A 25857-nucleotide genomic window follows, 5' to 3' on the forward strand; every position below is an offset into this window, starting at 1 on the left:
CGATGTATCGCTGCCCAAAGTATTCCTTATCCTGTTGTAACGTTTTTTGACCGATATCCTCGAAATATAGTTAGATGTGGGATAAAGTGAATCACCAGTGGGAATCTTCCTCCCTCCCCACGGAAAATAGCAACAATACCCATAACGATACATATAAATCCTATACTCGCTTTTGATTTTTTTCTGTAGCTAATAGCGTTTCTCCGTAAGATGACAAAAACTCTATACGATAATAAAGGAGAGATGATGAATGAGATATGAAGATTACAAAGATACACCCGGTCAAAGCAATCTTTATCAGGAATTTAATCCCTTAAAGACGTGTTTAACTGTTTTCTAATGTTTTTTTGTAATCATAACCTTCCGTCATAAAATAACAAAAAAGGACATTAGTGCTCCACTACTTGGCGGAAGATCCAAAAATATTCCATTTGTATTCAATTCAATTTTTATGTTTCAGTATACTCAGTGCGCAATTAGTAGTGATCGTAATCTGATCTGGAATCTCATTAATAGGAAACCACTCAACTTTCTGTAGCGCATGAGGTTCAAGGTTTTTAACTTCTCCATCCACGATTTTTGCGATAAAAGTAGGAGCAACCCAATGAACTGCTTCTGACTCCACAATATGATTGGTGACACATAAAAGTCTTTCAATTTTAATCTTTATTCCTAACTCTTCCTTGATCTCACGTACAACAGCATCTTCGATTGTTTCCATAAATTCAACTTTTCCTCCAGGCAAGCTCCAACAGCCAGCTTCTGGCGGTTTTTTACGAAGTACAAGCAAGATACGATGATGATCGTCTAAAATAACAGCTCCTACACCGACTCGCGGAATATTATCCATGCGGTTTTTCCCTCCATCTCTAAATCTCTTCGTCTATCAATACCAAAATTTATTCTACCATTTCAAGCAACTATCGGGTAGACTACCTGAAGAAACGATTCTGATGTCCCTTGTAATCTAGATTTTAAGGATGATATAGATCGATTTCCTTCATGAATATGAGGTCGATCATGTTACAATAAAAAAACTGCCTAATCAATAAGACAGCTCTAGTAGGTACATAAATAAAGCCAAATCAATGATTCTATAAACCAAACTCTTTTGCTTATAAGCCAAACTTTTGTTAAACAAATTTACGTTAAATCAAGGCTTGAAGACTGTTCTTTATTCTCCATTTCTGCTGGTGTTGCTCGGTGGACAAATAGCGAAAAGATAAGAGAAATAACAGCCAAGCCAAATGCAATAAGATACACAAGGTTCACACCCGCTACAAATGTTTCATTGAATATCGCTGCATCGATAGGAGGCGTGGTTTTTTTCAATAAATTATTTTGTCTCGCAGTCATAAGCCCGACAAATATCGATACCCCAACGGCACCTGCAACCGGCTGCAGCGTCGTCAAAACGGCCGTTCCGTGTGCATATAACTGTTTAGGCAATTGATTTAATGCATTGGTTTGTGTCGGCATCATAATTGCTGAAACGGAAATCATCAACAAAATATAACAGACAATAATCAACCAAACCGGCGTTTGTAAGCTTATCCTACTTAAAATGAACAACGTGGCACTTAAAATAAAAGCAGCAGGAATAAGTAATTTACGCGGTCCAAATTTATCAAATAGATTCCCCATGACCGGAGACATGATGCCATTTAATATACTTCCTGGCAATAATACCAGCCCTGCGGCGGCAGCTGATAATGCCAAAGGACCTTGCAAATACATCGGTAAAATAACTTCTGAAGACAACATCGCCATAATAATAATGATATAGATGACTACTCCTATTCTAAACATCGGAAACTTAAAAACCCTTAGATTGAGAATTGGTTCTTCAAGCTTAAATTGTCTTATTGAAAAGCAGATTATTGAGATCACTCCTATAGTGATGGACAGGTAAACAGTTGGATGAAGAAACCCAGCTTCACCAGCAGAACTAAAACCGAATACGACACATCCAAAGCCAATCGTTGAAAAAACGATTGATAAAATATCTATTTTTGGTCTTGTGACATCTGAAACATTTACTAAAAATTTATAAGCGAAAATGATTGAAAAACAGGCAAATGGAATAACAATGATAAATAAATAGCGCCAGCCTAAGTATTCTACAATGACACCTGACAATGTCGGCCCAATTGCCGGCGCAAACATAAAGACTAAACCAATTATCCCCATAATCGTTCCACGGCGCTGAGGCGGAAATAAGAGTAGAAAAATATGAAAAATAATTGGAGTTAAAAGTCCTGTTCCAACTGCTTGTAAAAACCGGCCAATTAACAAAATGGAAAAGGTTGGCGCACTAGCACAAATAACCGTTCCCAATGTGAAAACAATCATCGTACTCAAAAATAGCTGTCGAGTTGTAAACCACTGTAATAATAAAGCTGATATTGGAATGACAATTCCCATTACAAGCATAAATCCAGTTGCCATCCACTGGACAGTTGCAATGGAAATACTGAATTCTGTCATTAATGTTGTCAATGCTATATTTAATAACGTTTCATTTAATGTAGCAAAAAATGCACCAATGATTAATGAAAGAACAATCGGCATTACTTTAACAGTTGGATCTTCAGATAAGAATTCATATTTAGTTTGTTTTATATCGCTTGTCATTTCGTTCTCCTTTACGATTTTGTATAAAACACATATTCATATGCTTGGCGACGTTTTTTAACCAAGAAATATATATTTTTATTGAATCGTTTTATAACTTTACTTGTTTATTTATCATATTCATTCACTCCCTCCTTTTTGACCAAAGGGTTTTATTTTTGACCGATAGTTCTTGAAAATTGTAGCATAACAAAATGTTCAGTACAACAATTAATTTTCTAATCATTATTTGTTCAAATAATGATTAGAAGAAAGGGGCATCCTTTTTTTAGATGCCCCTTTTCTATACCAATATTAGATTCTTAATGTTTCCTAAACACAAAGAAATTAGTAGCAACCGTTCACTCTCTTTTGGACGGATGATTGATCGGCAGTGACGAAAACAGTTTTTTTGTATAAGGATGGTTTACTTTATAGAGAGGATTCTTGTTATCAATTACTTCAACGATTTTTCCTTTTTTCATGACAAGTACTCGATCACATAAGTAAGATACCGCTCTAATATCGTGAGAAATGAAGAGAATCGCCATGTTAAGCTCCCTATTTAACCGCTTCAATAACGCAAGAATAGAAGCCTCGATCGACACATCAAGACTTGAAACAATTTCATCGCATATAAGCAATTTCGGTTCAAGCAGGAGCGCTCGGCAAATATTTACTCTTTGCAGCTCTCCTCCGCTTAAACTTTTTGGAAATTTGTCCAACACCTTTCTATTAAGCTTTAACGATGCTGTCATTTCCGTTATTCTGCTTCTCTTTTCCTCCTTAGTAAGCCGATAATGATTGTTAAGAGGCTCACTAAGAATGTCTCTTATTCTCATAGATGGATTAAGAGCAGATAGGGAATCTTGAAAAATAATTTGGCATTCCTTGCGGCAGCGCTTCCATTCTTCCTTTCTTAATTGTAGAATATTCTCACCTTGAAAGGTAATGCTCCCTGCCGTCGCTTTTTCAAGTTTTACCAATAAACGAGAAAGCGTACTTTTTCCGCACCCGCTCTCGCCAACCAACCCGACAATTTCATTCTCTTTTATAAAAAAATGGACGCCATCAATGGCTTTTACTAACGCTTTATCTTTTCGAAAAAAAAGGAGGTTTTTGCGATAATACTTTTTTAAATCATGCACTTCCATCAACATATGGGTGTACTTCCTTTTCAAAGCTTGCTTGAAGCAAAGATTTTGTATATGGATGCTGTGGATGATCAAATATCTGGAAGACATTTCCCTTCTCCACAATCATTCCCTCGTTCATCACGATAACGTCATCAGCGATTTCTGCGACGACACCAAAATGATGAGTGATCAAAAAAATAGAAACACCGAATTGATCTCTCACTTTCTTTAATTGCTGCAGCACTCCCTTTTGTACAGCAGCATCAAGCGCTGTCGTTGGTTCATCAGCAATAATGACAGCAGGTTTCATATAGATCGCCATCGCCAAAACAATCCGTTGAAGCATCCCGCCACTTACTTGAAACGGATAGCTATTAAGAATCGAAACCGGATCAGTAAAGTTCAATGTTTCTAATATGCCAGCCATTTGTTCGTAGAAAATGTTTCTACTTTCCACACCATGGCTTTTTGCTAGTTGAAAAAGCTGCTTTCCCATTTTCACACTGAAATTAAAAGAATTCATCGGATGTTGAAAAATAGAAAAAATATGTTTTCCTCTTATTGCATTCATTTTTTGCTCCGAAATGTCAAGAAGATTTTCTCCGCGAAAAAGAATTTCGCCAGTGACATTCCCATCATTTGGAATCCTTCTTATAATTGAAAGAGCTGTCATACTCTTTCCACTGCCGCTTCTGCCAACAAGGCAAGTTATTTTTGACATTTCAAGATCAAAGCTTATATTGTTGACCGCTTTGAAACACCCTTTATCTCCATAAAAATCTACATTTAGATTTGTTGCTTGAAGGATGGTGTTCATCAACTCTACCCTCTTTGTATTCTCAATTTTTTATTCAATGACTCTCCCAGAAAATTAATAGATAAAAGGGAGATGACAATCATCATTCCTGGAAATACACCAATCCACCATGCACCAATCAATATATCATTCTGAGCATTGTAAAGCATATTCCCCCAAGATGGAACATGAGGAGGAATGCCAATACCAAGAAAACTGAGGGTAGCTTCCGTAAAAATAGCATTAGCGCAATTAAAAATAGCGACAATGACAATACTAGAGAGACTATTCTGAAGTAGATGATTGATAATAATCTTCCATGAAGGTGTACCAAGCACATGAGCCATCTTTACAAAGTTGGCTTCCTTAAGTTCGATAAACTGTGAACGAACAATTCTAGCTGTTGTCATCCAACTTGTTAGCCCAATAAGTACGATCATACTGAGAACACCTCCTCTAATCACAGCCTGAAGTGAGAGCATGATAATAAGAGTCGGTATCGCCAAAAGGGAATCGAGAAATCTCATCATAAGGCTATCAAGCCACCCTCTATAATAGCCGCTGATGCCTCCAAATAAGATGCCAAAAACTGTAGAAATAATGACAGATAATATGGAGACACTAAGTGATATTCTGCCTCCATATAAAAGGCGGGCAAACACATCTCTTCCCAAATTGTCAGTTCCGAGCAAATGGTTTATGTCCGGCGAAGCGAACGTTTCATTGGGAATAACTTCGAGTGGATCATAGCTGGATAACATCGGTGCAAAAATCGTTGCTAATACGATGAATGCTAATATGATGCTCCATAAAATCCACCCTTTGCTGCTATGAGTACGACTTTTGTTCATTTCAGAAAATCCCTCCTTAACATCGGATTTAAAACGAATGAAAGGAGGTCTGTTAATAAGATACAGACAATGACAACTGTACCGGTCATCATCGTACATCCCATAAGAAGAGGGTAATCTCTGGTCATCGCGGCTTTAACGGAAAGCTGCCCTAAACCAGCCCATGAAAATAACGATTCAATCACAATAGAGCCTCCAAAGAAAGATGGGATTGTCATTCCTAAATACTGAATGTATGGAAGCAAAGCATTTTTCAGCATCCCTCTGACAAGATAAGTTTCTTTCATACCGTTCGCTCTTGCTAGCTGAACGTAGTATTTTCTACTTTCTTCCTTCATTTGTTCTTGAATAAATCTCCCATAGATCCCTACGTGTACAACGGTCATGACGAAAACTGGGAGAATAAGATGCAACAATTTATCTAACCAGCCTCCCCCTTGAAGACTTTCTGTTCCCGAAGAAGGCAAAAGATGAAGATATACCGAAAAAAACATGATACAAAGAATGCCAAGCCAAAAGACAGGGATGGAGCTGAATACGATACTCGTTATTGAAAGCACCTTGCCCCAAAGAGAATTTTCTCGATGCCCTCCTATTATTCCTAGCAAGATTGAAAACAACGTGATGAGGACAATTGAACATGAAAAAAGCAGCAGCGTATTTGGAAGACGCTCCACCAAAATGTCGAACACCTTCCTGCCTTCTCTATAAGAAGTACCCATATCTCCTTTCAGCATTTGCCCTGCCCATTTCAAATACCGAATTGCTGCTGGCTGATCTACTCCGAATGTCTGATTAATTCTTTCTCGCTCCACATTCGTTAACTTTTGCGCATCATTGCCAAAAAGAGCCAATGCGGGATCACCTGGAGCTGCATTGATAATAGTGAAAGAAATCATGCTTACCAAAAACAGGACAAAAATCCCTTGGAAAAGCCTTTTGAACAAATAGAGACTACTCACGTATTGTCCATTCCTCTAAATTCCATAAAAATCCTGCCCCGTGGTGGCCAAGGGTTCTTTCCTTCATGCCAGCAAATTTTTTATTTACCCCGAAAACAGCAGGAATGTACGCAATAAAATTATAGGAAGGATCTTCTGAAAGAGCGACTTGAAATGCTTGATAAATTTGCTTTCTTTGCTCTTCATCAACAGTCGTTCTTCCTTTGAAAAGAAGTTCATCTATTTGAGCATTTGAGTAAGCGTTATAATTATTTTTACCGGTTTGGCTCGAATGAAAAATACTAAATGTATGATGATCAGCATCAAACGGACTTCCCCATCCCATTAGAAAGGCATCTGTTTCTTCAATTTTAATGACACTCCAATCTAAAGCATCTACTTTGACATCAGCCCCTATCTTCTTAAATGCTGAAACCAAATAATGCGCTAGGTTAACTCTTACTTCATCCGATGAAGGCGCCGTAATCGTAAAGGCTAGTTTTTTGCCTTCTTTTTCCCTTACGCCATCGCTGCCTTTTACCCATCCTACTTGATCGAGAAGCTGTTCGGCTTTTTCTAGATCATACTCGTATTTCTCGACATCTTCATAATTAAAGCTGTTCATCTGAAGCGGGGAATAAGCTTCAATGCCATTTCCTTTCAAAATACCATCGACTACATTCTTCCTATCAATTGCATAATTGAATGCCTTTCTTACAGAGACATCTTGCCATACATCTTTTGTCATGTTGTACATCATTGCTCGATAATCAGCTGTAGGAACTTCGAAGATGTTTATCGTTTCTGATTTTTTTAGTTTAGCAATCTGGCTAGGTTCAAGGTATGCTAAATCAATTTCTCCCGTTTCCAATTGAAGCGCTCTTATAGTACTGTCAGAAAGTATTTTAAAGATCACTGTTTTAATATTTGCTGCTTTTTTGTGATAATCTTCAAAAGCTTTAAGTGTGATACTTTTCCCTTTTTCCCATTTTTCTAATTTGTAAGGTCCAGTTCCGATTGGCTGCTGATTGAAATCTGCAGTATTGATATCTTGTCCATTAAACATATGTTTCGGTACAATACCGATCGTCAATTTGTCGAGAATAGGTGGAAAAGGATGTTTTAACGTTATCTGTACTGCATAATCATTGACAGCTTTGATAGAATGGATTTCTTCAAATTCTGATCTCACTTTCGATGCTACATTGTCATCCAATATGCTATTAACTGTAAATACGACGTCTTCGGCTTTTAGTTCCTTGCCGTCGTGGAATTTAACTCCTTCTCGAAGCTTGAAATCATACACTAGCCCATCATTTGACACATCGTATGAAAGAGCTAGATCTTTCTGTGGTTTGTTGTTCTCATCAAATCTCATTAAACCCCTGAAAATCATTTCATCGACACTTGTCGTATCTAAAATTGGATTGATCTTATCAGCATCAAATTCCGTTCCGTATATCAGCATATGATTCTCTTTTGAAGGTGCTGCACTTTGCGTTTTTGAGCAGCCTGTCAAAAATCCAGATATGAGCAGAAGGACTGCTAAACTAGTCGTTAAAAATGTTTTCATTTGATTTCTCCTTTATCCTCGTTGACAAATTCCTTTTTACTAAGCTGATCCCACACTTTCTCCATTTGTTCTTTTAATAACCATAAATCAGATGAAAGCCATCTAAACATAAGCCCTTTATCATCAATCTTTGTTACACTGGATTTAATCGTTTCTGAATGAAGGAGCTGTTCATTCATTTCCCTATGATTCATATGTTCCGCTTCGTGAGAAATAAAGAAAAGGGAACCGATATATAGAGAACGTTCAAGCATGCCAATTTGCCTTAGCTGGACGTTTTTAGGGAGAAAACGAAGAGTGTCATAAACAAGGCACTCTCCTTCTTTCCAAATTTGAAAACCGGTCTTCAACTCATCATAGGTAAAACATTCCCCCCGTTTTTCACGTCCTGGCGAAATGATTTCTCCCCATAGCAGTTCAGCATTTTGTTTCATTTGAACAATCGTCTCACCGCGAAATATAGCGTTTTCAAAAGGAATAATCACCTCAGGCCGCCATTCTAAACGGGCACCTTCATCCAATTTGATATTGATATACTGGGTAGAACTCAACCCATCCATTGATGGATATATTTTTAATGCTGATTGCTGAATCAAACATACACTTGTACGTTCCTGTAAATGAATATCGTATTCATTTCGATCTCCAGCAACCATTCCGCCGGAAGATTCCATTATATAGACAGTCGCTTTCTGGTCGTCATCTATGTACAGCTCGCGGCTTGCCTTTAAAGGCGGTTGTTGAAAACATGCGGTTAGCCGTGTTCTTTCCTTTCGTATTTGAAATTGTAATGAAAGCTTGCCATTATGATTTAATTTTGCCATTCGTCTATCATTCAGACTTTTCACCTTCTAATAATAGATCACATTTAATCCAATCGATAATATTGTCTAATCCGTCTTTATTTTTTAAGTTAGTAAAAACATACGGCTTTCCTGATCGCGTCTTTTTTACATCATTCGCCATTACTTCTAAATCGACATCCACATATGGAGCAAGATCCTTTTTGTTAATGACGAGAAAGTCAGAACGTGTTAATCCCGGTCCGCCTTTGCGGGGAATATCCTGCCCTTCAGCTACATCAATAACATAAATATAGGCATCAACAAGTTCTGGACTAAAAGTTGCTGATAAGTTGTCACCGCCGCTTTCAATGAAGATAATATCCAACTGATCAAATCGCTTATTCAATTCGGCAATTGCTTCGAAATTCATAGAAGCATCCTCTCTTATTGCCGTATGCGGGCATCCTCCTGTCTCAACCCCAATAATTCTTTCTGTTTCGAGTACACCATTTTTAATTAAAAACGCTGCATCTTCTCTCGTATAAATATCATTCGTAATAACACCAAGCTCATAATCGCCGCACATTTGTCGGGTCAGTCTTTCTACAAGGGATGTCTTGCCAGAACCAACAGGTCCTCCTACTCCTAAATATACTGGCCGTCTCATAAAGTCCTGCTCCTTTCCAACCATTATGAAATAAACAAGCGGGAATAAAGATACTCATGTTCCATTGACGACATTTCAATTCCCAATGTATTATTGCTGATATCATCAAGCGTGCAATTCATCACAACACCTGCTGCTTTTTCAATAGACGACAACAACTCATAAATCGCCTGCACTCCGCTATTTTGGCCAAGCGGTATTGCACGGACAGCGTTTTGTACAATCGCAGATATTGAAGCATATAAAAAAGTTAATATCATTGTTTTTTGATCAATGTTTAATCCAGATGCGTACAGTCCGTAAATCAGCGGATAATGCCCCTTCACTTCTTTTGCGTCTAATTTTTGCTTCCAGATCGTTAATGATTCAAGTTGAGAGATAAGCATAACAGTATGTAAAAATTGCCTGCCCATTTTCATGCTTGCTGCCCTGGATTCACTCGCTAATTTCATCCCATGACATAATTGCTCCAGATGAATTAATCGTTCCCAATCCTCCTCTTTTGCAGCTTCAAAAGCTGCTTTCACAACAATCCCATCTCCGTGTACCAGATTATAATCAAGAAACACTTGACAATAGTCGATTAATTGCTGCTTAGTCTTTATTCGATCTTGTTGAATGTAAGTCTCCATTCCAAACGACTGAGTGAACGAGCCGATCGGAAATGCGGAGTCATGGATTTGAAAAAGATGGAGTAAACGAAAATTAATGCTGATGTCCTCTATATTTAAACGGTTCTTTAAACCTTCTTTCCGAGCGTTCATAAGAAACACCCACCTCGTCTAACAATTTTTCTAATGTATGGTCATAGCGGACAATTATTTCATTCTCCTCAATTAAACAAGGTGTATGGCGATTCCCTATTTCAAACGCAGCTTTTCCCATCTCCTTCATTGTCTTCGGAGAAACAACAAAAACGTCTTCCAATTTTGTTCGCACCACAATTTGTACATTGTCATTTTCGTATAAAATATCACCATCATGTAAGGATTCGTCTTTTGCTAAAGATATTGCAATGTCTGTTCCTTTATCTGTCTTCTTGCGCAAAATGCGTTTATTCAACTCTTCCCATTCCAGCTCAACCCATTCCCGCTGTTTTTGTATTTCTACATCTTTTATATTGCCAATGATTTTTTCCACTTTCATCGTGTTTCCCCCACTTTTTTAATGGATGTTAAAATGTAAATGAAAAATCTTTAGGAACAAAGTACTGCTTAAGTTTCAATACAATACATTGCTCCTTAGAAACAAACTTTTACTTCTTCGTGAACTACTCACCACTTATCGACCTTGCGGTCTGATTGAAGTGGGAGCTTCTTGGGAACTAGATACTTTTGTTAGGCTATCTATGTTTACCAAGCTATAAGGGCAGTCCCTGCCCCTAGAGAAAATACAATATTTTGGCTTAAGGCCAACCGAAAATTCATCTCCCACTTTCATTGGGCTAAGCCCTTCCCCATTTAGAAGTGGGAGAATTCTTTTCGGAAGCCCAGTTAAAATAAGAAATATCTTTGTGCCATCGGCAACTCACTTAACGGTTCACATTGAATACATTCCCCGTCTACTTTTACTTCATATGTCTCTGGATTAACGTCGATCTCAGGAGTTTTATTATTTAACTTCATATGTGCTTTAGAAATATTTCTGCAATTTTTCACCATACTGATCCGTTTTTGTAAACTTAATTTTTGTGGAATAGCATTTTCAACAGCGATTTTCGGTAAAAAGGTAATGCTTGTCTGATGGCATGCTTTACCGAAAGCACCATACATCCGGCGAGCCATAATTGGCTGCGGTGTTGGGATGGATGCATTAGAATCTCCTACTTGGGCATAAACAGCCATTCCTCCTTTTAAGACGACCTCGGGTTTGACGCCAAAAAACATTGGATCCCAAAGAACAATATCAGCTAGTTTGCCAGTTTCAATCGATCCTATTTCATGGCTGACTCCTTGAGCAATTGCAGGATTAATTGTATATTTTGCCACAAACCTTTTTGCCCTGAAATTGTCCATGCCTTTTCCTTCATCCTCAGGCAAGGCACCTCTTTGTTTCTTCATTTTATCGGCTGTCTGCCATGTACGAATAATCACTTCTCCTACCCGTCCCATCGCTTGAGAGTCCGATGACATGATGCTTAATACACCAAGATCATGCAAAATATCTTCAGCCGCTATCGTTTCGGGGCGAATTCTTGAATCGGCAAATGCAATATCTTCGGGGACATTTTGCGACAAATGATGGCAAACCATCAGCATGTCCAAATGTTCGTCAATCGTGTTAATCGTAAACGGCTTTGTCGGATTCGTCGACGCTGGCAGCACATTTGCATAAGATGCCATTTTTAGCATATCTGGAGCATGCCCTCCACCTGCACCTTCGGTATGAAAAATATGAATAACCCGTCCATCGATTGCTTGCATCGTATTCTCAAGAAATCCTGCTTCATTTAATGTATCCGAATGAAGCGCGACTTGAATATCATATTGATCTGCTACAGTAAGGCTTTCATGAAGAGCCGAAGGTGTAGCTCCCCAATCTTCATGAATTTTTAATCCGATGGCTCCTGCCTTGATTTGCTCAATCAATGGCTCTTGACTAGAAGCGCTTCCTTTACCTAGTAAACCAATATTAATTGGCAATTCATCTGCAGCTTCCAACATTCTATAGATGCTCCATTCACCAGGAGTGACGCTTGTTGCTTTCGACCCTGCAGCCGGTCCCGATCCGCCCCCGATCATCGTTGTTGTACCTGACGAAAGGGCTACATCAACCTGATCAGGACTAATAAAGTGAATATGTGTATCAATCGCCCCAGCAGTTGCAATCAATCCTTCGCCGGCAAAGACTTCTGTTCCAACTCCAACAACCATGTTTGGATGAACACCGTCCATTGTAAGTGGGTTGCCGCCTTTGCCAATGCCGACAATTCTCCCATCTTTAATCCCGATATCAGCTTTTATAATTCCTGTATAATCCAAGATAATGACATTCGTGATAATAACATCTAAAACACCTTGATTGCGGCTTTTAGTACCATTTTGGCCCATGTCTACTCTAAGCGACTTGCCGCCGCCAAATACACATTCATCACCATAGTATGTATAGTCTTTTTCAACCTCAATCCATAGATCAGTATCTGCAAGCCGGATTTTATCTCCAACTGTAGGACCGTACATACTTGCATATCTTTTACGGGAAATTTTCATTCATTAACCAGCTCCCTAAAATGGTGATGATCCACTTTGTCTACTATTTTCTGCTTATCTAAATCGCTATTCATTTCTAGTTTGTAATCTTCGCCGCCAAATACAGTCAGTTCTATTTCCTTTTCCTCACCAGGTTCAAATCGAACAGCCGTGCCTGCAGGAATGTTTAAATGCATGCCGAATGTTGCTTCTCGATGAAAAACCAAGTATTGGTTTGCCTGAACAAAAGGATAATGAGAACCAATTTGAATCGGACGATCCCCTGTATTGCTAACACGAAGTCGTTTTGTCTTACGGCCAATATTCATTTCTATATCTCCATCAGCTACCTTGTATTCTCCAGGTATCAATACAGTTTCCTCCTTTAAGATGTATTATTGAATTGGAGAGTGAACTGTTACTAGCTTCGTGCCGTCAGGAAATGTAGCTTCTACTTGCACATCCAAAATCATTTCAGGAACACCTTCCATGACATCGTCTATTGTCAGCACATGCTTCCCTTCACTCATTAATTGGGCAACCGTTTTGCCTTCTCTTGCCCCTTCTAAAATAAAGCGGCTAATAAGGGCAACTGCTTCTGGATAATTCAATTTCAATCCTTTTTCTTTTCGTTGCATGGCTAACTCTCCAGCGAAATAAAGCAATAATTTTTCTCTTTCAACTGGATTTAACTTCAAGTTTCCCACCTCTTCAGAAATATGAGAATATTAAGTTTTATTTTTATTAATTTTTTACTATACATCTGTATGAAAAACGAATATAAAATACTATTACCGGTAATGGTGAACTACAGGGCTGTAGCATTGTGAGTTGAACTCATTTTATTTGGAGGAAGATGTCAAAATTGGGGAGACTTTATTTTGACAAGTAAAATATACCATGATTCTACATAAATTTACAATACAAAATTCAGAAAAAATTCTTACTTTTTTTTAAGACTTATTACTTATTCAGACTTAATATCCACTTATTCCTTTATTTTTTATTTAGTTTAAAAATTTTGTTATTTGTTTTTTAATGATATTTTATGACAGATTTTCCGAATAAGAAAGCTCATGAAGGGTGTTAACTCGTCTTTAGACTGGGATGAGAGTAAGGCAGATAACGGGGTAGCTTTACTACTTTCATTGTTTAAAATATGTCTCTGTTTTAGATAGGATAAAGATACATGTCCCTAAAATCCGTCATGTCAAAGACGTTAAAACATTTAGAACACTCGATAAGCTAACTCGTTTGGTAACAGAACGAGTGCCGTATCTGCTATATACACTAAATATAGAGTGGTGATAGCACAGCGCAATTTGGCACGTCAACTGTAGCAGAAATGCACTCGGTGTCTGGTAGCAAGAATCCCACAGACATTAGTCCACTGCGGTTTTAGCTGTGGGAGTTTCAAACAATCAAAGACTGTCCTTCTGTAAAAAAAGAACAGCCTTTAGAATCTTCGTCGTTTTTGATACAAATAAATTGTCAACAGAACAAGAAACTCTGACATTGGAATCGCTAGCCAAACACCGTTAACTCCAAAAAGAGGCGGTAGAATGAATAAAAAGACTATCATCATAAGAATTTCCCGCGATGCCGTTATCCACGTAGCCATCCGAACATGTCCAACAGATTGATAATATGTCATCATGACAAAATTTGTGCCCATAAACAGATAGGCAATAAAGAATAACTTTATCCCTGTTGCAGATAAATGCTTAATACTATCTGGAAAGTCTCCAAAAATCGCTACAATAGGTTTTGCGGCGAATTGTCCGATAAAGAAAAACAATACGCCTGCTCCAACCGCTGTCCAGACGGCAATCCTAATTGTTTGTTGTTTACGCTCGTGCCTTTTAGCGCCGTGATAATAACTTACTAATGGCTGAATCGCCGCTCCCATGCCAAGAAACATCATCAGCATCACACTATGAACATAATTTAGAACGGAAAAAGCGGCAACACCATCCGTACCGGCTATACGTTCTAAAGTAATATTATGTGCAATCGTAAAAACTGAGATGCCGACTTCGGCCAAAAAGCTTGGAAAGCCAATAATCATCGTCTGAACAAAAAGGCTCTTTTCAAACTTAAAGCGGACAAGGCGCAAATTACTCGATTTCTTAAAAAAATGAATAGAAAGCACGATGATGCCGAGAAATGCTGCCAAGATTGTACTAAAAGCTGCACCAGCAACACCTAGGTTTAATTTATACAGAAAAACATAGTTCAATGCAATATTGGAAAATGCTGTTATTATTAAGGCTAACATTGCAAGATTGGGATCGCCGTCATTTCTTACAAATACACTAAACGCATTTTCAATCGTGAACACAAAACCAAACAGAAGTAAAACATTCATATAACGAGATACAAAAGGATATGTCTCTTCATTTGCACCAAGCGCATATGCAAGTGGTTCACGGAATAGAAAAGCAATAAGACCAATGATTAACGTTGCCCCAAAAATAAAAACAAGTGAGTGTGTAAAAATGAACTGGGCCCGCTTTTTCTTTTTTGCCCCCATCGTTTGTGAGTACTGAGTTGCTGCACCAATCCCAATCCAAAGCGACATCGCTAAAAATATCGTGTAAACTGGTCCAGCGATTCCTACTCCAGCTAGCGCAATAGGGCCAAGCCTGTTGCCAACCATCACGCCGTCGACAACAAAATTTACTGCCATCAAAAGCATTCCAACTAGAGATGGAATTAAATACCTGACAAATGTACGTCCTACAGGTTGAGTATCAAGATGATTTATCTTTGCTTGTTGAACACCCATACTATCTTCTCCTAAATGAAACTAATGTGACTCATTTCAATATGAATAATCATGTTTTGGAGTATTCATTATCTTGATGTTAATCCTCTCCAAAAAATTTCCCAGGCTGCATCTGCTTTCGACTTTGCCCGTTCCTTGCCGCTATAGACCAGTTCGACACATACAGCATCTAGTACAGCCAAATATGCTAACGCCCCTGTTCGTGCATCGACAGCATGCACCACCCGTTCTTCTAGCGCCCTCTGAAAAATGGAAAGCACTAAGGGTTCCATTTGATCTTGAAGCTCGTATATCTTTTTCATAATCACTTCATGCAAGTGTTCTGGTGGGAAAAAGGACATACGCAGCCCAAATCTAAAACCTTCTTCTAAATCAAACCGCTCCATGTAGATATGCAAAAATTGAGAAAGTAAATCTTTAACAGGAACATTCCTTTTCTGGAGCCATTGCTTTGAAAAACGATATTCTTCTTCCAACGCTTCATCCAGCACCTTTAAAAACAAATCATCTTTTCCTTTATAATGAGAATAAATCGACTGTTTCTTTATTCCTACTTCCTCAGCTATTTGCGCAAGTGATGCGCCTTCAAATCCGTTGCGCGAAAAGAATTTCATTGCTTGTCTCCTAATTTCTGCTTTCATTTCTGTCCACCCTCCTAACGAACGTTCGTCAGTATAACTTTAACAGGATTTAAAAATAAGCTCAAGTATTAGTTAATTACAACTATTTGCAGATTTATCACCACCAAGGAAAAAGGACTGCCATGAACAGCAGTCCCACACTATCACAGATTTATTTGTCTAAATACAAGGCTGCTGCCTCATAAATCGATTGCGTTCCGTATTCTTTCAGCTTCTGTAGCATCTCTTCGTTAGAATGAAAAGGTATTGTTTCCTCTTGTCCATCTATCCATCTTCGATGAAATCGATTTTCTGTAATCGATACGGTACCATCCATCAAGATTTGAGCAAAAAGGAATTTTTCATTGAAAGGAGAATCCTGATGGCAGTGAATTAATTTCTTCATGCGGTTGATGTCTTCCCAGCCGATAGCATCTGGATAAAAAGCATAACGCAATTCCCAGCAAGCCTTCGTTAGATGTTCGAAGACGATCGATCCTCTTTCCGTTTTTTCAGTCCTTAGCCGATACGTACCTGAAGGAGATACAACCGGTTCTCCGTCCAATTGCAACGGCTGTAGACACAAGTTATTGCCGAATCCGCTGTCGATTAAATAAAGTTTGTGATCTTTTTTGTAAAGGTTGATTGCATGTGTCCGATCAATGACCCATTTTCCTTCCGACCAAATTGTAGCTGCTGCAAGAATGACATCAAATCCTAATTGTATTAATACGAGGTGAAGCAACCCGTTTAATTCATAACAAAGGCCTCCACGCTCTTTATTTAACATTTTCTCTATCAGAAATGATTCCGTTATCGACCGTTCATCACGAAGAAGAACATCTAGGTTTTCAAATGGGAACAGACGGGAAAATTGTTCCTGAATAAAACGTAAACGATCCAAATCATTTTCTAATTGAAAATAGCCTTCCTTCTCTAATAGTGGTTGCATTAAAATAGTCATTTTCTTCACCTTTCAATCATTTATTTACAGTAGTGTATCAATTATCTGAAATAAACGAAAGGCATATAATATTTCCTTTTTCGATTATGACCATGCTGTATATGCTTCACTTGACATGCCCCTGCGTAAAATATTGTTTTAGTCCGTTTACTATTGCCTGAGCTGTACGTACTTGCCCATCGCTATCCAACATCGCTGCTTCTTCTTTATTGTTCGTCAGATAACCAATTTCGGCTAAAACAGCTGGAACTTCACTATAAACAAGTACTTTCCAATCCTGCTTACGTACATTTCGATCCCGGAAACCCTGTGCTTTGATGAGATGTTCATGTAAGACATAAGCCAATTGCCTGCTGCTATTGGCATAATAATAGGTCTCGGTTCCACTTACTTCTGAATCGCTAAACGTATTTCCGTGGATAGATATAAAGGCGTCAGCGCCTAATTCATTGGCAAATTTTGCTCGATCCGCCAAAGCTACGTAAGTATCGTCAGCCCTTGTTAAATAGGGTTCAAACATTCGTTCTTGTTTAAGCAACTCGTATATTTTCTTGGAGAGAGCAAGCGTGTACTCCTTTTCCTCTTTACCGCTTGCCCCATTAGCCCCCGGATCCTTTCCTCCATGCCCGGCATCGATCACAATTTTGTAAATAGAGTTCGCTTTAACTGATGTACCCGTAGTCAATCCTACAAATAACGGAGAGTGTTTATATATTTCAATCGTTATAAAAGTAATGAAAAGCACACATAGTACTAATATAACAACGTTTTTTCTCCTTAAATGAATGGGTATTTTTTGTCTTTTCATGTCTGCTCCCTTTCCAACTAAAGCATTACATCTTTCATTATAAAACCACCTTATCGTTATCTTGTGCCACCTTTCACTTAAGTAGTCATGACCCTTTTCGTATATAAAAACTTCCATCAGTGGAAGTTTTCTCACACCATCTAACTAAAAATGTGATGTTTTGCAGCTTTCCTATACGATTGCCAATCCAATCAACCTTTATTTTAAGCTCCTTGCTTAAACAATTAAGTTTAGAAGCAAGGTTTCATTTTTGTTACGGATATAGGGTTAAAATCATTTGTTATTTCCATAACATGAAAAATGAGCAAATTTTCATTTGACTAAATACATCTATTTATGTAATATATAAATTACATTATGTAATATATATATTGCATAGGGGTGATTATTTGAAAAACAGAGTAAAGTTGGCGCGTGTTGAAAAATCGATTACGCAAGAGCAATTGGCTCTGCGGGTAAAAGCAACTAGGCAGACGATCGGATTAATTGAAAAAGGGAAATATAATCCAAGTCTTCAGCTTTGTATTGCCATTGCAAAAACGTTAGACAAAACACTTGACGATTTATTTTGGGAGGTCGAATAGGATGGAAAAATCATGGTTGTCTTTTCTCTTGCCAGATGATGAATATAAGGAACGAAAAGTTGTTTATTTTTTAGCAGAGGGTTCCATTATTCTACTCTCTGTGCTCGTAATCATGTTTAGCGTCAATCGAATATTGCCGCAATGGGGGCTAAGTGTGGAGTTCGTATTGGGGGTAAGTATCGTTGCTTTTCTATTTTACGTGTTCATAAGGTACTTGTTCTCAGGAATTGAATATACAAATGTTTCTACAGAACAAGAATTTTCAAAAGAAAAAGGTCATATCATCTTTAAATCCATTACATTTATGGTTATTTTTTCAATTGTGTATTTATTGTTTTTTGGTATCACCCGTACACAGAAAGAATGGTTTGAACTGATTATTCTTCTGCTGTTAGCTGGTTTTTTCATATTTTTAGTGGACTATATTTCACTAAAACGTTCATATAAGAAAAACAAAGAGCTATTAGATGACGAATAGTCATTGTATGAGGTGAGCTATAGAATGAAGCCTCCATCATCTAGTATTATTTTGTGACATCGATTCGAGAAGCTTTCCAAAAGGAATTTGGGAAAGCTTCTTCAAATTGTCCTTTTTTGATGTCGTTGACACTCATTTATACCTTCATTTCACCATTTTTAAAAAATAAGGTGAGAAGTCAGAGATGAGGAAGAAGCCTCCTTTCAATGACCTCGACTTCTTCGATTATTCAACTCTTAACCTAGAGGAGGCTTACGAAAGCGCAAGTTTGGTAACAGCACCAGGCTTCTATAACGTTTATACATCCTTTTTATTTCTAGAAAGATATAAAAAACTCATAATCGCAACAGCATGGCAAATAAGCATGACAACTCCCATCGGAACTGCTGTATCGTTCCCTGCTATTCCGACTAAAGGCGCTGCTAATGCACCTAAAACAAAAGGCAGCAGACCAAGCAGCGCAGATGCACTGCCTGCAGATTTTTCTTGGCTTTGCATTGCCAGCGAAAAGCTAGTTGTTGAAACGATTCCTACACTTGCGATTGCAATAAACAAAGGAATTAGAACAGGAATAAGACCAGCTTCAGTAATAATCATGATAAGCATTAGACCGCTTCCGAAAATAGCTAGAATGAGGCCAGCTGTCAACAGCTTCGTTTCACTGACTTTATCAACTAATTTTCCTGTCATTTGCGTAGCTAATATGATGCCAATGCCATTCACTGCAAAGACAATGCTAAACCCTTGAGGTGAAAGCCCAAAGATATCTTGAAGAACAAAAGGTGAACCTGAAATATATGCAAACATCGCAGCCATGACAAAACCTTGAGTAAGGCTATACCCGATAAAAACTTTATCGACTATTAAGCTTTTAAAAGTCAATAAAGTAGATTTGACCCCACCTTGCGATTTTCGTTCTTTTGGTAGTGTTTCAGGCAATCCAATCAGAACTGCAACATACATGATCAAGCCAATTATCGCCAACACACCAAAAACTCCATGCCAAGTGACATATTTAAGCAGCTGTCCTCCTGCTATCGGAGCAGCAATCGGTGCAACTCCATTTACCAGCATCAGCAAGGCGAAAAATTTTGTCAGTTCTTTTCCAGCATACAAGTCGCGAACAATTGCCCGTGAAATAACAATCCCTGCTGCTCCAGCAATTCCTTGCAGCAAACGCATCGCAATCAGACTCCAAATAGAGGGAATCAACATGCACAGAACAGAAGCGATCGTAAATATGACTAGGCCTATCATAAGCGGTTTTCGACGGCCGTATATATCACTAAGAGGCCCCATAATTAACTGTCCAAGTGCCAAACCAAGTAAACAAGCTGTTAAACTGAGCTGTGCAATCGATACAGTCGTTCCGAAATCATTTGCTAAAATTGGCAAAGACGGCAAATACATGTCAATGGACAAAGGGCCAAAGGCTGATAATGATCCAAGCAGTAAAGCCATAAATATACGGTTGGCATCACCTTTATTAGTAGGATAATATGCTTCTTTTGCTAATGTATTTTTCATTCATAAACCTCTTCCTAAAACAATTAATAAATCAAAACTATATTCTCTATATCAATATATCCCGCACTTACTAGAAAAAGAATTTATAAGATCAAAAATCTTATCTAAATATAAGTCAGTGTCACTTGCCACTTATATAGAATAAATAGATATTATACAGCACATTCTATTGTTATTCAAAAATTTGCACCAATTCCAATCGTGCAGCCTTTGGAATTGGTGCTCTATAACGCCAAAAACCCCGCAAAATAATTCAGTTATCAGCGGGCTACGTCTAACTTTTTTCTTTGCTGAGTCGATTATGGCTCAAATTTATCCTGTCAAAGCTTCCCTGGATGGATCTGCTACTCTCTTCATTTATCCAACGCAACTACACAATTGAATAAAGTTAAATAATGTTATCTGCGTAAGCTACGATGAGTTGTTCTCTTAATTGTTTGTTTTCATCTTCTAGAAAGCATCCTTGTTACTTTCATTCATTTCTCTTCACTTGTTTTGGACTGGGTACTTGCGATTGTTGATTTCTTAATATTTCAATTCTCGAAAGGAAGTCGTCGTTGCTGTATAACGTTGCTTTTGCAATGCCGGCTTCCTTTGACACACTGTTAAAATTAATGCTTTCAATTACTTTTAAAAGCCTTTTGATGCTATATCCCCTTTCAGAGCCGTATTTGCTTTACGGCTCTCATGGATTTTTTTCAATTGTTCTTTTCGGCAAACTATCTTATTTTATATTTTAAATTTCTTAACAAGCAATTCCAATTCATTGCTAGAATGACTCAGTTCTTCTGCCGATTGTGAAACAGTTTCTATTGCTTTTAATTGATCTTGAGTAGAGGCACTTACTTCTTCAGCAGCACCTGCCGACTCCTCCGTTATAGCAGAAAGATTCTCAATCGCATGTACAACTTCATCTTTTAATGACGACATCTCGTAAACTTCTTTCGACATTTCATTAATTGACCTAATTACTTCATACATTAAATCTTGAATCGTCATAAATGCCGTTTCTGTATCTTTTACAGCGCCATTTTGTTCTAACGTTATTTCTTTTGTTCTGCCCATCGCTTCAGTTGCCCGCGCGGCTTCTTCGACAATGCCTTGAATTGTTTGACGAATTTGATTTGCTGATGCCTTTGATTGCTCAGCAAGCTTCCGAACTTCCGTCGCTACGACAGAGAAGCCTTTTCCAGCCTCTCCGGCTCTTGCCGCCTCGATAGACGCATTTAAGGCGAGCAAATTTGTTTGTTCTGAAATGGTATTAATCGTCGCAACAATCGCTTGAATATCGTTTATTTTAGAAACAAGATGATTTAACACATTTTCAATAGATTGAATTTCACGATAGGAATCGTCAGAGCGTGTTTGTAAAACAGCTAATGTTTCTCTTCCGTTTATACTTGCCTGCTGTGTTTCGTTTGACTTCGCTTGCATTGTATTCATCGTTTCCTCAACAAGCGTAAATTGTGAAGCTAAATTACTTGTAACTCCCTGCATTTCATCTAACTTTGTCGCACTCTCTGTAGACCCTTGAGCGACATCGGAAATCGCATGGGCAATTTCTTCACTTGCTGCTTTCGTCTCCTCTGAAACAGCACTTAAACTTTCAGACGATGTGGAAACCTTTTCGGAAGCACCAATCACATGTGACAAAATGTCGCGCATCTGCTGCACCATTTGATTAAAATGGTTTGTTAATTGACCGATTTCGTCTTTTGATTTTGTTTCCCCTTGAATAGTCAAATCGCCTTCCGCCATGATTTGCACTTGTTTGGTTAACTCGATAATTGGCTTTGTAAAATAACGGGCAATAAAAAAGACAATAACGCTTGAAATAACGATCGCTGCTAACGTAATAATGAAATTTAGCTCCTGGATGCGATTAACAAACTTCAATAGTTCTGTTTCCTTATAAACAGCCCCTATTTTCCAACCAGTATTATCCAGTGTCGTATAATATAACATTTTCTTTGAATCTTTTTCATTGAACTGAATCTTGCCTTCCTCATTACTATACATTTTTTCTACATGAGGCTTGTCTCGTAAATTTTCACCAGTGGAATCTGGATGAACGACCGCATTCCCTTTAGAATCGAAAATAAAACCATACCCATTGTATCCGACGTTTGTTTCATTAATTTGCTCTGTAATCGTATTCAAATGTAAATCAAGAGACACAACACCAATTACTCGATCGCCTTGGACGATTGCTTTCGAAATAGCAACTTTTAACGCATTGCTGCTATCCAAATAAGGTTCAGTAAATTGCACTTCTCCACTATTTTCACTCGCTAATTTGTACCAAGGCCTCTCTGTTGGATCATAATTATCTGCATAGTTATTAGAAGAATTAGGATCGTACATTTTTCTTTTTGAGCTTCCCATATAAATACCAGCAACTTCAGAATTAATATTGACGTAATTCGCCATTTCATTGCGCATTTCAGGTGTTAACACTACTTCATCATTTTGTAGAATAGCCTTTAAACGTGGATCTTCACTAAAACGCAATAAATCTTTAGCATAGTTGTTGAGGCGTAATTCCGTAATTTGTGATAATGCTTTTGCTTGTTCCGTTCCCTTCATGTTTAATTCTTCTCTAAAATTTTTAGACATTTGTGTTCCTGTAACCAATTGCGAGATGACCATTACTATAATTAGTAATAACGCAAAGATGAGAATGAGTTTGTTCTGCAATTTGTTTAACAAGATCATGCTACCTCCTATGTATTGTAAATATTACAAAATAACTACTAAAATAGAGAAGAATGACGTTAACTCAGCTTTTATAGTCTCTATTTCCTAAGATTTTAGCACATATTTCTTATGTGAAAAGCAACATTTTTTTGAACCCAATTTCAAGAAAACTGGAATCATGTTTGAATGATCGTTTGAGATATTATTCTAAAAGAATCATTTTACACATCATAAAAACCCTAATATGAAAAATCCTATATGTGGATTCATTCATTACCATGTCTTATCAAAAAATAGTTCCATCGTTTACTAACCACCTTATTTATCAATTTTCCCATCTAAATATTTCCAAATTCCCTTTCTTTTAGGCTGTCCTTTTCTAGACTTTGATTTCATTAGAGTGAGTTCCATCCCCAACAGAATTATTTTAAAAAAGAAATAAACCTGAGCTCATATACGGTGAACTCAGGTTAGTTAACGAGACTTGTCTATTTGGCGTTTTTCCAGTCCACTTTAAGTGAAGAAAGAAATAGCGCAACTTTTTACCTTATCTATCTTATATTTTAAATTTCTTAACAAGCAATTCCAACTCGCTGCTAGAATGACTCAACTCTTCTGCTGATTGCGATACGGTTTCTATCGCTTTTAATTGATCCTGAGTAGAAGCACTTACTTCTTCAGCAGCACCTGCTGATTCTTCCGCAATAGCAGAAAGATTCTCAATCGCATGTACAACTTCATCTTTTAATGACGACATCTCGTAAACTTCTTTTGACATTTCATTGATTGACCTAATTACTTCATACATTAAATCTTGAATCGTTGTAAATGCCGTTTCGGTATCTTTTACAGCGCCATTTTGTTCTAATGTTATTTCTTTTGTTCTGCCCATCGCTTCAGTTGCCCGCGCAGCTTCTTCGACAATGCCTTGAATTGTTTGACGAATTTGATTTGCTGATGCCTTTGATTGCTCAGCAAGCTTCCGAACTTCCGTCGCTACGACAGAGAAGCCTTTTCCAGCCTCTCCGGCTCTTGCCGCCTCGATAGACGCATTTAAGGCGAGCAAATTGGTTTGTTCTGAAATTGCATTAATCGTCGCAACGATTGCTTGGATATCGTTTATTTTAGAAACTAACAGATTTAACACATTTTCAATAGATTGAATTTCACGATAAGAATCGTCTGAACGTGTTTGTAAAACAGCTAATGTTTCTCTCCCGTTTATACTTGCCTGCTGCGTTTCATTAGACTTCGCTTGCATTGTATTCATCGTTTCCTCAACAAGCGTAAATTGTGAGGCTAAATTATTAGTAACCCCTTGCATTTCATCTAACTTTGTTGCGCTTTCTGTAGACCCTTGAGCCACATCTGAAATCGCATGGGCAATCTCTTCACTTGCTGCCTTCGTCTCCTCTGAAACAGCACTTAAACTTTCAGACGATGTGGAAACCTTTTCGGAAGCACCAATCACATGTGACAAAATGTCGCGCATCTGCTGCACCATTTGATTGAAATGGTTTGTTAGTTGTCCTATTTCGTCTTTTGATTTTGTTTGTCCTTGAACAGTCAGATCGCCTTGCGCCATGATTTGCACTTGTTTGGTTAACTCGATAATTGGTTTTGTAAAGAAACGTGCGATAAAATAGATGATTATACTTGCAATAACGATTGCTGCTAACGTAATAATGAAATTCAACTCTTGAATGCGTTTAACAAACTTTAATAGTTCTGTTTCCTTATAAACAGCCCCTATTTTCCACCCTGTATTCTCCAGCGTAGAGTAATAAAGAATTTTCTTTGTATTTTTCTCGTTAAACTCAATCTTGCCTTTCTCATTACTGTACATTTTTTCTACATGAGGCTTGTCCCGTAAATTTTCTCCAGTGGAATCTGGATGAACGACAACATTCCCTTTAGAATCGAAAATAAAACCATATCCATTGTATCCGACGTCTGTTTCATTAATTTGCTCCGTAATCGTATTTAAATTTAAATCAAGAGACACAACACCAATTACTTGACCGCCTTGGACTATTGCTTTTGAGATGGAAACCATTAACTCATTGCTGATATCCAAATAAGGTTCAGTAAATTGCACTTCTCCACTATTTTCACTAGCTAATTTGTACCAAAGCCTCTCTCTTGGATCGTAATTATCTTCGTATGTATCAGAAGAATCAGTATCGTACATTTTTCTTTTTGAGCTTCCCACATAAATACTAGCAACTTCAGAATTGATATTTTCATAATTTGTCATTTCATTCCGCATTTCAGGTGTTAATGTCACGTCATTATTTTGTAAAATAGCTTTTAAACGTGGATCTTCACTAAAACGCAATATGTCTTTAGCATAGTGGTTGAGGCGTAGTTCCGTAATTTGTGATAATGCCTCTGTTATTTCAGTTCCCTTCATGTCTAATTCTTCTCTAAAATTTTTAGACATTTGCATTCCTGTAACCAATTGCGAGATGACCATTACTATAATAAGTAATAAAGCAAAGATGAGAATAAGTTTGTTCTGCAATTTGTTTAACAAGATCATGTTACCTCCTATGTATTGTAAATATTACAAAATAACTACTAAAATAGAGAAGAATGAGATAATTCAGCTTTAATAGTCTCTATTTCCTAAAATTTTAGCATATATTTTTAATGTAAAAAGCAACATTTTTTTGAACCGAATTTCAAGAAAACTGGAATCATGTTTGAATAATCGTTTAAGATATTATTTTAAAATAATCACTTTTAAATAATTTCATACATAGCAAAAACCCGAATAAGAATATCCTATATTCGGGTAGGAATAATATGAGGTTAAAATAAATAATTTTAAGACATTAT

General features: G+C 37.5%; 23 protein-coding genes and 3 pseudogenes. 2 read left to right on the plus strand and 24 right to left on the minus strand.

Features of this window, described 5'->3' with window-relative positions; translation table 11 throughout:
• Nucleotides 1-442 precede the first annotated feature (442 nt).
• The 18 genes from J2S08_RS03530 to J2S08_RS03615 form a co-directional block, all read right to left on the minus strand.
• Nucleotides 443-850 (minus strand): NUDIX domain-containing protein, encoded by a 408-nt coding sequence (locus J2S08_RS03530; RefSeq protein ID WP_307226728.1) that lies wholly within the window; start codon nucleotides 848-850, stop codon nucleotides 443-445.
• 293 nt (nucleotides 851-1143) lie between these two features.
• The gene (locus J2S08_RS03535; RefSeq protein WP_307226729.1) at nucleotides 1144-2634 is read right to left on the minus strand and encodes an MDR family MFS transporter; all 1491 of its coding nucleotides are present in this window, start codon (nucleotides 2632-2634) and stop codon (nucleotides 1144-1146) included.
• Between the two features lie 341 nt (nucleotides 2635-2975).
• Nucleotides 2976-3773, minus strand: coding sequence for an ATP-binding cassette domain-containing protein (locus J2S08_RS03540; protein ID WP_307226732.1), 798 nt, complete (start codon nucleotides 3771-3773; stop codon nucleotides 2976-2978).
• Nucleotides 3754-4566, minus strand: a complete 813-nt coding sequence (locus tag J2S08_RS03545; protein WP_307226733.1) for an ABC transporter ATP-binding protein — start codon at nucleotides 4564-4566, stop codon at nucleotides 3754-3756. The genes J2S08_RS03540 and J2S08_RS03545 overlap by 20 nt, the downstream gene beginning before the upstream one ends.
• Before the next feature lie 5 nt (nucleotides 4567-4571).
• Nucleotides 4572-5396, minus strand: coding sequence for an ABC transporter permease (locus J2S08_RS03550; RefSeq protein ID WP_307226736.1), 825 nt, complete (start codon nucleotides 5394-5396; stop codon nucleotides 4572-4574).
• The gene (locus tag J2S08_RS03555; protein ID WP_307226737.1) at nucleotides 5393-6358 is read right to left on the minus strand and encodes an ABC transporter permease; all 966 of its coding nucleotides are present in this window, start codon (nucleotides 6356-6358) and stop codon (nucleotides 5393-5395) included. Before J2S08_RS03555 ends, J2S08_RS03550 begins: the two co-directional genes overlap by 4 nt.
• Complete coding sequence (locus tag J2S08_RS03560) at nucleotides 6351-7910, minus strand: ABC transporter substrate-binding protein (protein ID WP_307226738.1); 1560 nt, start codon at nucleotides 7908-7910, stop codon at nucleotides 6351-6353. The genes J2S08_RS03555 and J2S08_RS03560 overlap by 8 nt, the downstream gene beginning before the upstream one ends.
• Nucleotides 7907-8734, minus strand: coding sequence for an urease accessory protein UreD (locus J2S08_RS03565; protein WP_307226740.1), 828 nt, complete (start codon nucleotides 8732-8734; stop codon nucleotides 7907-7909). Before J2S08_RS03565 ends, J2S08_RS03560 begins: the two co-directional genes overlap by 4 nt.
• Nucleotides 8735-8741: 7 nt before the next feature.
• Complete coding sequence (gene ureG / locus J2S08_RS03570; RefSeq protein WP_307226742.1) at nucleotides 8742-9362, minus strand: urease accessory protein UreG; 621 nt, start codon at nucleotides 9360-9362, stop codon at nucleotides 8742-8744.
• A gap of 23 nt (nucleotides 9363-9385) precedes the next feature.
• The gene (locus tag J2S08_RS03575; RefSeq protein WP_307226744.1) at nucleotides 9386-10126 is read right to left on the minus strand and encodes an urease accessory protein UreF; all 741 of its coding nucleotides are present in this window, start codon (nucleotides 10124-10126) and stop codon (nucleotides 9386-9388) included.
• The gene (locus tag J2S08_RS03580) at nucleotides 10068-10508 is read right to left on the minus strand and encodes an urease accessory protein UreE (protein WP_307226746.1); all 441 of its coding nucleotides are present in this window, start codon (nucleotides 10506-10508) and stop codon (nucleotides 10068-10070) included. The genes J2S08_RS03575 and J2S08_RS03580 overlap by 59 nt, the downstream gene beginning before the upstream one ends.
• Nucleotides 10509-10855: 347 nt before the next feature.
• Nucleotides 10856-12571 (minus strand): urease subunit alpha, encoded by a 1716-nt coding sequence (gene ureC, locus J2S08_RS03585; protein ID WP_307226748.1) that lies wholly within the window; start codon nucleotides 12569-12571, stop codon nucleotides 10856-10858.
• Entirely contained in the window at nucleotides 12568-12921 is a 354-nt protein-coding gene (ureB, locus tag J2S08_RS03590; RefSeq protein WP_307226750.1) for an urease subunit beta, read from the minus strand. Before ureB ends, ureC begins: the two co-directional genes overlap by 4 nt.
• Before the next feature lie 24 nt (nucleotides 12922-12945).
• On the minus strand, nucleotides 12946-13248 hold the full coding sequence (ureA, locus tag J2S08_RS03595; RefSeq protein ID WP_307226751.1) for an urease subunit gamma: 303 nt from the start codon (nucleotides 13246-13248) through the stop codon (nucleotides 12946-12948).
• A 758-nt stretch (nucleotides 13249-14006) separates the two neighbouring features.
• A complete protein-coding gene (locus J2S08_RS03600) occupies nucleotides 14007-15338 on the minus strand; it encodes an MATE family efflux transporter (protein WP_307226753.1) in 1332 nt (443 codons plus the stop codon).
• A gap of 68 nt (nucleotides 15339-15406) precedes the next feature.
• Complete coding sequence (locus J2S08_RS03605) at nucleotides 15407-15979, minus strand: TetR/AcrR family transcriptional regulator (RefSeq protein ID WP_307226754.1); 573 nt, start codon at nucleotides 15977-15979, stop codon at nucleotides 15407-15409.
• Between the two features lie 151 nt (nucleotides 15980-16130).
• Entirely contained in the window at nucleotides 16131-16922 is a 792-nt protein-coding gene (locus J2S08_RS03610; RefSeq protein ID WP_307226756.1) for an arylamine N-acetyltransferase family protein, read from the minus strand.
• A 106-nt stretch (nucleotides 16923-17028) separates the two neighbouring features.
• Complete coding sequence (locus J2S08_RS03615) at nucleotides 17029-17730, minus strand: N-acetylmuramoyl-L-alanine amidase family protein (protein WP_307226758.1); 702 nt, start codon at nucleotides 17728-17730, stop codon at nucleotides 17029-17031.
• Between the two features lie 389 nt (nucleotides 17731-18119).
• On the opposite strand from J2S08_RS03615, the gene J2S08_RS03620 reads away from it, so the two are divergent.
• Together J2S08_RS03620 and J2S08_RS03625 are read left to right on the plus strand one after the other, a co-directional pair.
• Nucleotides 18120-18314, plus strand: coding sequence for a helix-turn-helix transcriptional regulator (locus J2S08_RS03620; protein WP_307226760.1), 195 nt, complete (start codon nucleotides 18120-18122; stop codon nucleotides 18312-18314).
• A gap of 1 nt (nucleotide 18315) precedes the next feature.
• Nucleotides 18316-18792, plus strand: a complete 477-nt coding sequence (locus J2S08_RS03625; RefSeq protein ID WP_307226762.1) for a DUF3278 domain-containing protein — start codon at nucleotides 18316-18318, stop codon at nucleotides 18790-18792.
• Between the two features lie 297 nt (nucleotides 18793-19089).
• On the opposite strand, the gene J2S08_RS03630 is transcribed toward J2S08_RS03625, so the two are convergent.
• The 6 genes and pseudogenes from J2S08_RS03630 to J2S08_RS22410 all read right to left on the minus strand — a co-directional run.
• The gene (locus tag J2S08_RS03630) at nucleotides 19090-20319 is read right to left on the minus strand and encodes a Bcr/CflA family multidrug efflux MFS transporter (RefSeq protein WP_307226764.1); all 1230 of its coding nucleotides are present in this window, start codon (nucleotides 20317-20319) and stop codon (nucleotides 19090-19092) included.
• 388 nt (nucleotides 20320-20707) lie between these two features.
• A pseudogene (locus J2S08_RS03635) lies at nucleotides 20708-21042 on the minus strand (DUF6262 family protein).
• A 6-nt stretch (nucleotides 21043-21048) separates the two neighbouring features.
• Nucleotides 21049-21996, minus strand: a complete 948-nt coding sequence (locus J2S08_RS22395) for a methyl-accepting chemotaxis protein (protein ID WP_370875625.1) — start codon at nucleotides 21994-21996, stop codon at nucleotides 21049-21051.
• Nucleotides 21988-23034: pseudogene (locus J2S08_RS22400) on the minus strand (HAMP domain-containing protein); the annotation flags it as partial. The gene J2S08_RS22395 and the pseudogene J2S08_RS22400, both read right to left, overlap by 9 nt.
• A 538-nt stretch (nucleotides 23035-23572) precedes the next feature.
• Complete coding sequence (locus J2S08_RS22405) at nucleotides 23573-24520, minus strand: methyl-accepting chemotaxis protein (RefSeq protein ID WP_370875626.1); 948 nt, start codon at nucleotides 24518-24520, stop codon at nucleotides 23573-23575.
• Nucleotides 24512-25558, minus strand: a pseudogene (locus J2S08_RS22410) (HAMP domain-containing protein); the annotation flags it as partial. The pseudogene J2S08_RS22410 and the gene J2S08_RS22405, both read right to left, overlap by 9 nt.
• Nucleotides 25559-25857 lie beyond the last annotated feature (299 nt).

The sequence above is a fragment of the Bacillus chungangensis genome, assembly GCF_030812995.1.
In the GTDB taxonomy this organism is placed as follows: Bacteria; Bacillota; Bacilli; order Bacillales; family Bacillaceae_C; genus Bacillus_CF; species Bacillus_CF chungangensis.

Coding starts and splice junctions, on each gene's coding strand:
- J2S08_RS03530 (WP_307226728.1), bottom strand. CDS start 850: ATGGATAATATTCCGCGAGTCGGTGTAGGAGCTGTTATTTTAGACGAT.
- J2S08_RS03535 (WP_307226729.1), bottom strand. CDS start 2,634: ATGACAAGCGATATAAAACAAACTAAATATGAATTCTTATCTGAAGAT.
- J2S08_RS03540 (WP_307226732.1), bottom strand. CDS start 3,773: ATGTTGATGGAAGTGCATGATTTAAAAAAGTATTATCGCAAAAACCTC.
- J2S08_RS03545 (WP_307226733.1), bottom strand. CDS start 4,566: ATGAACACCATCCTTCAAGCAACAAATCTAAATGTAGATTTTTATGGA.
- J2S08_RS03550 (WP_307226736.1), bottom strand. CDS start 5,396: ATGAACAAAAGTCGTACTCATAGCAGCAAAGGGTGGATTTTATGGAGC.
- J2S08_RS03560 (WP_307226738.1), bottom strand. CDS start 7,910: ATGAAAACATTTTTAACGACTAGTTTAGCAGTCCTTCTGCTCATATCT.
- J2S08_RS03565 (WP_307226740.1), bottom strand. CDS start 8,734: ATGGCAAAATTAAATCATAATGGCAAGCTTTCATTACAATTTCAAATA.
- ureG (WP_307226742.1), bottom strand. CDS start 9,362: ATGAGACGGCCAGTATATTTAGGAGTAGGAGGACCTGTTGGTTCTGGC.
- J2S08_RS03575 (WP_307226744.1), bottom strand. CDS start 10,126: ATGAACGCTCGGAAAGAAGGTTTAAAGAACCGTTTAAATATAGAGGAC.
- J2S08_RS03580 (WP_307226746.1), bottom strand. CDS start 10,508: ATGAAAGTGGAAAAAATCATTGGCAATATAAAAGATGTAGAAATACAA.
- ureC (WP_307226748.1), bottom strand. CDS start 12,571: ATGAAAATTTCCCGTAAAAGATATGCAAGTATGTACGGTCCTACAGTT.
- J2S08_RS03600 (WP_307226753.1), bottom strand. CDS start 15,338: ATGGGTGTTCAACAAGCAAAGATAAATCATCTTGATACTCAACCTGTA.
- J2S08_RS03605 (WP_307226754.1), bottom strand. CDS start 15,979: ATGAAAGCAGAAATTAGGAGACAAGCAATGAAATTCTTTTCGCGCAAC.
- J2S08_RS03610 (WP_307226756.1), bottom strand. CDS start 16,922: ATGACTATTTTAATGCAACCACTATTAGAGAAGGAAGGCTATTTTCAA.
- J2S08_RS03615 (WP_307226758.1), bottom strand. CDS start 17,730: ATGAAAAGACAAAAAATACCCATTCATTTAAGGAGAAAAAACGTTGTT.
- J2S08_RS03625 (WP_307226762.1), top strand. CDS start 18,316: ATGGAAAAATCATGGTTGTCTTTTCTCTTGCCAGATGATGAATATAAG.
- J2S08_RS03630 (WP_307226764.1), bottom strand. CDS start 20,319: ATGAAAAATACATTAGCAAAAGAAGCATATTATCCTACTAATAAAGGT.
- J2S08_RS22395 (WP_370875625.1), bottom strand. CDS start 21,996: ATGGTGCAGCAGATGCGCGACATTTTGTCACATGTGATTGGTGCTTCC.
- J2S08_RS22405 (WP_370875626.1), bottom strand. CDS start 24,520: ATGGTGCAGCAGATGCGCGACATTTTGTCACATGTGATTGGTGCTTCC.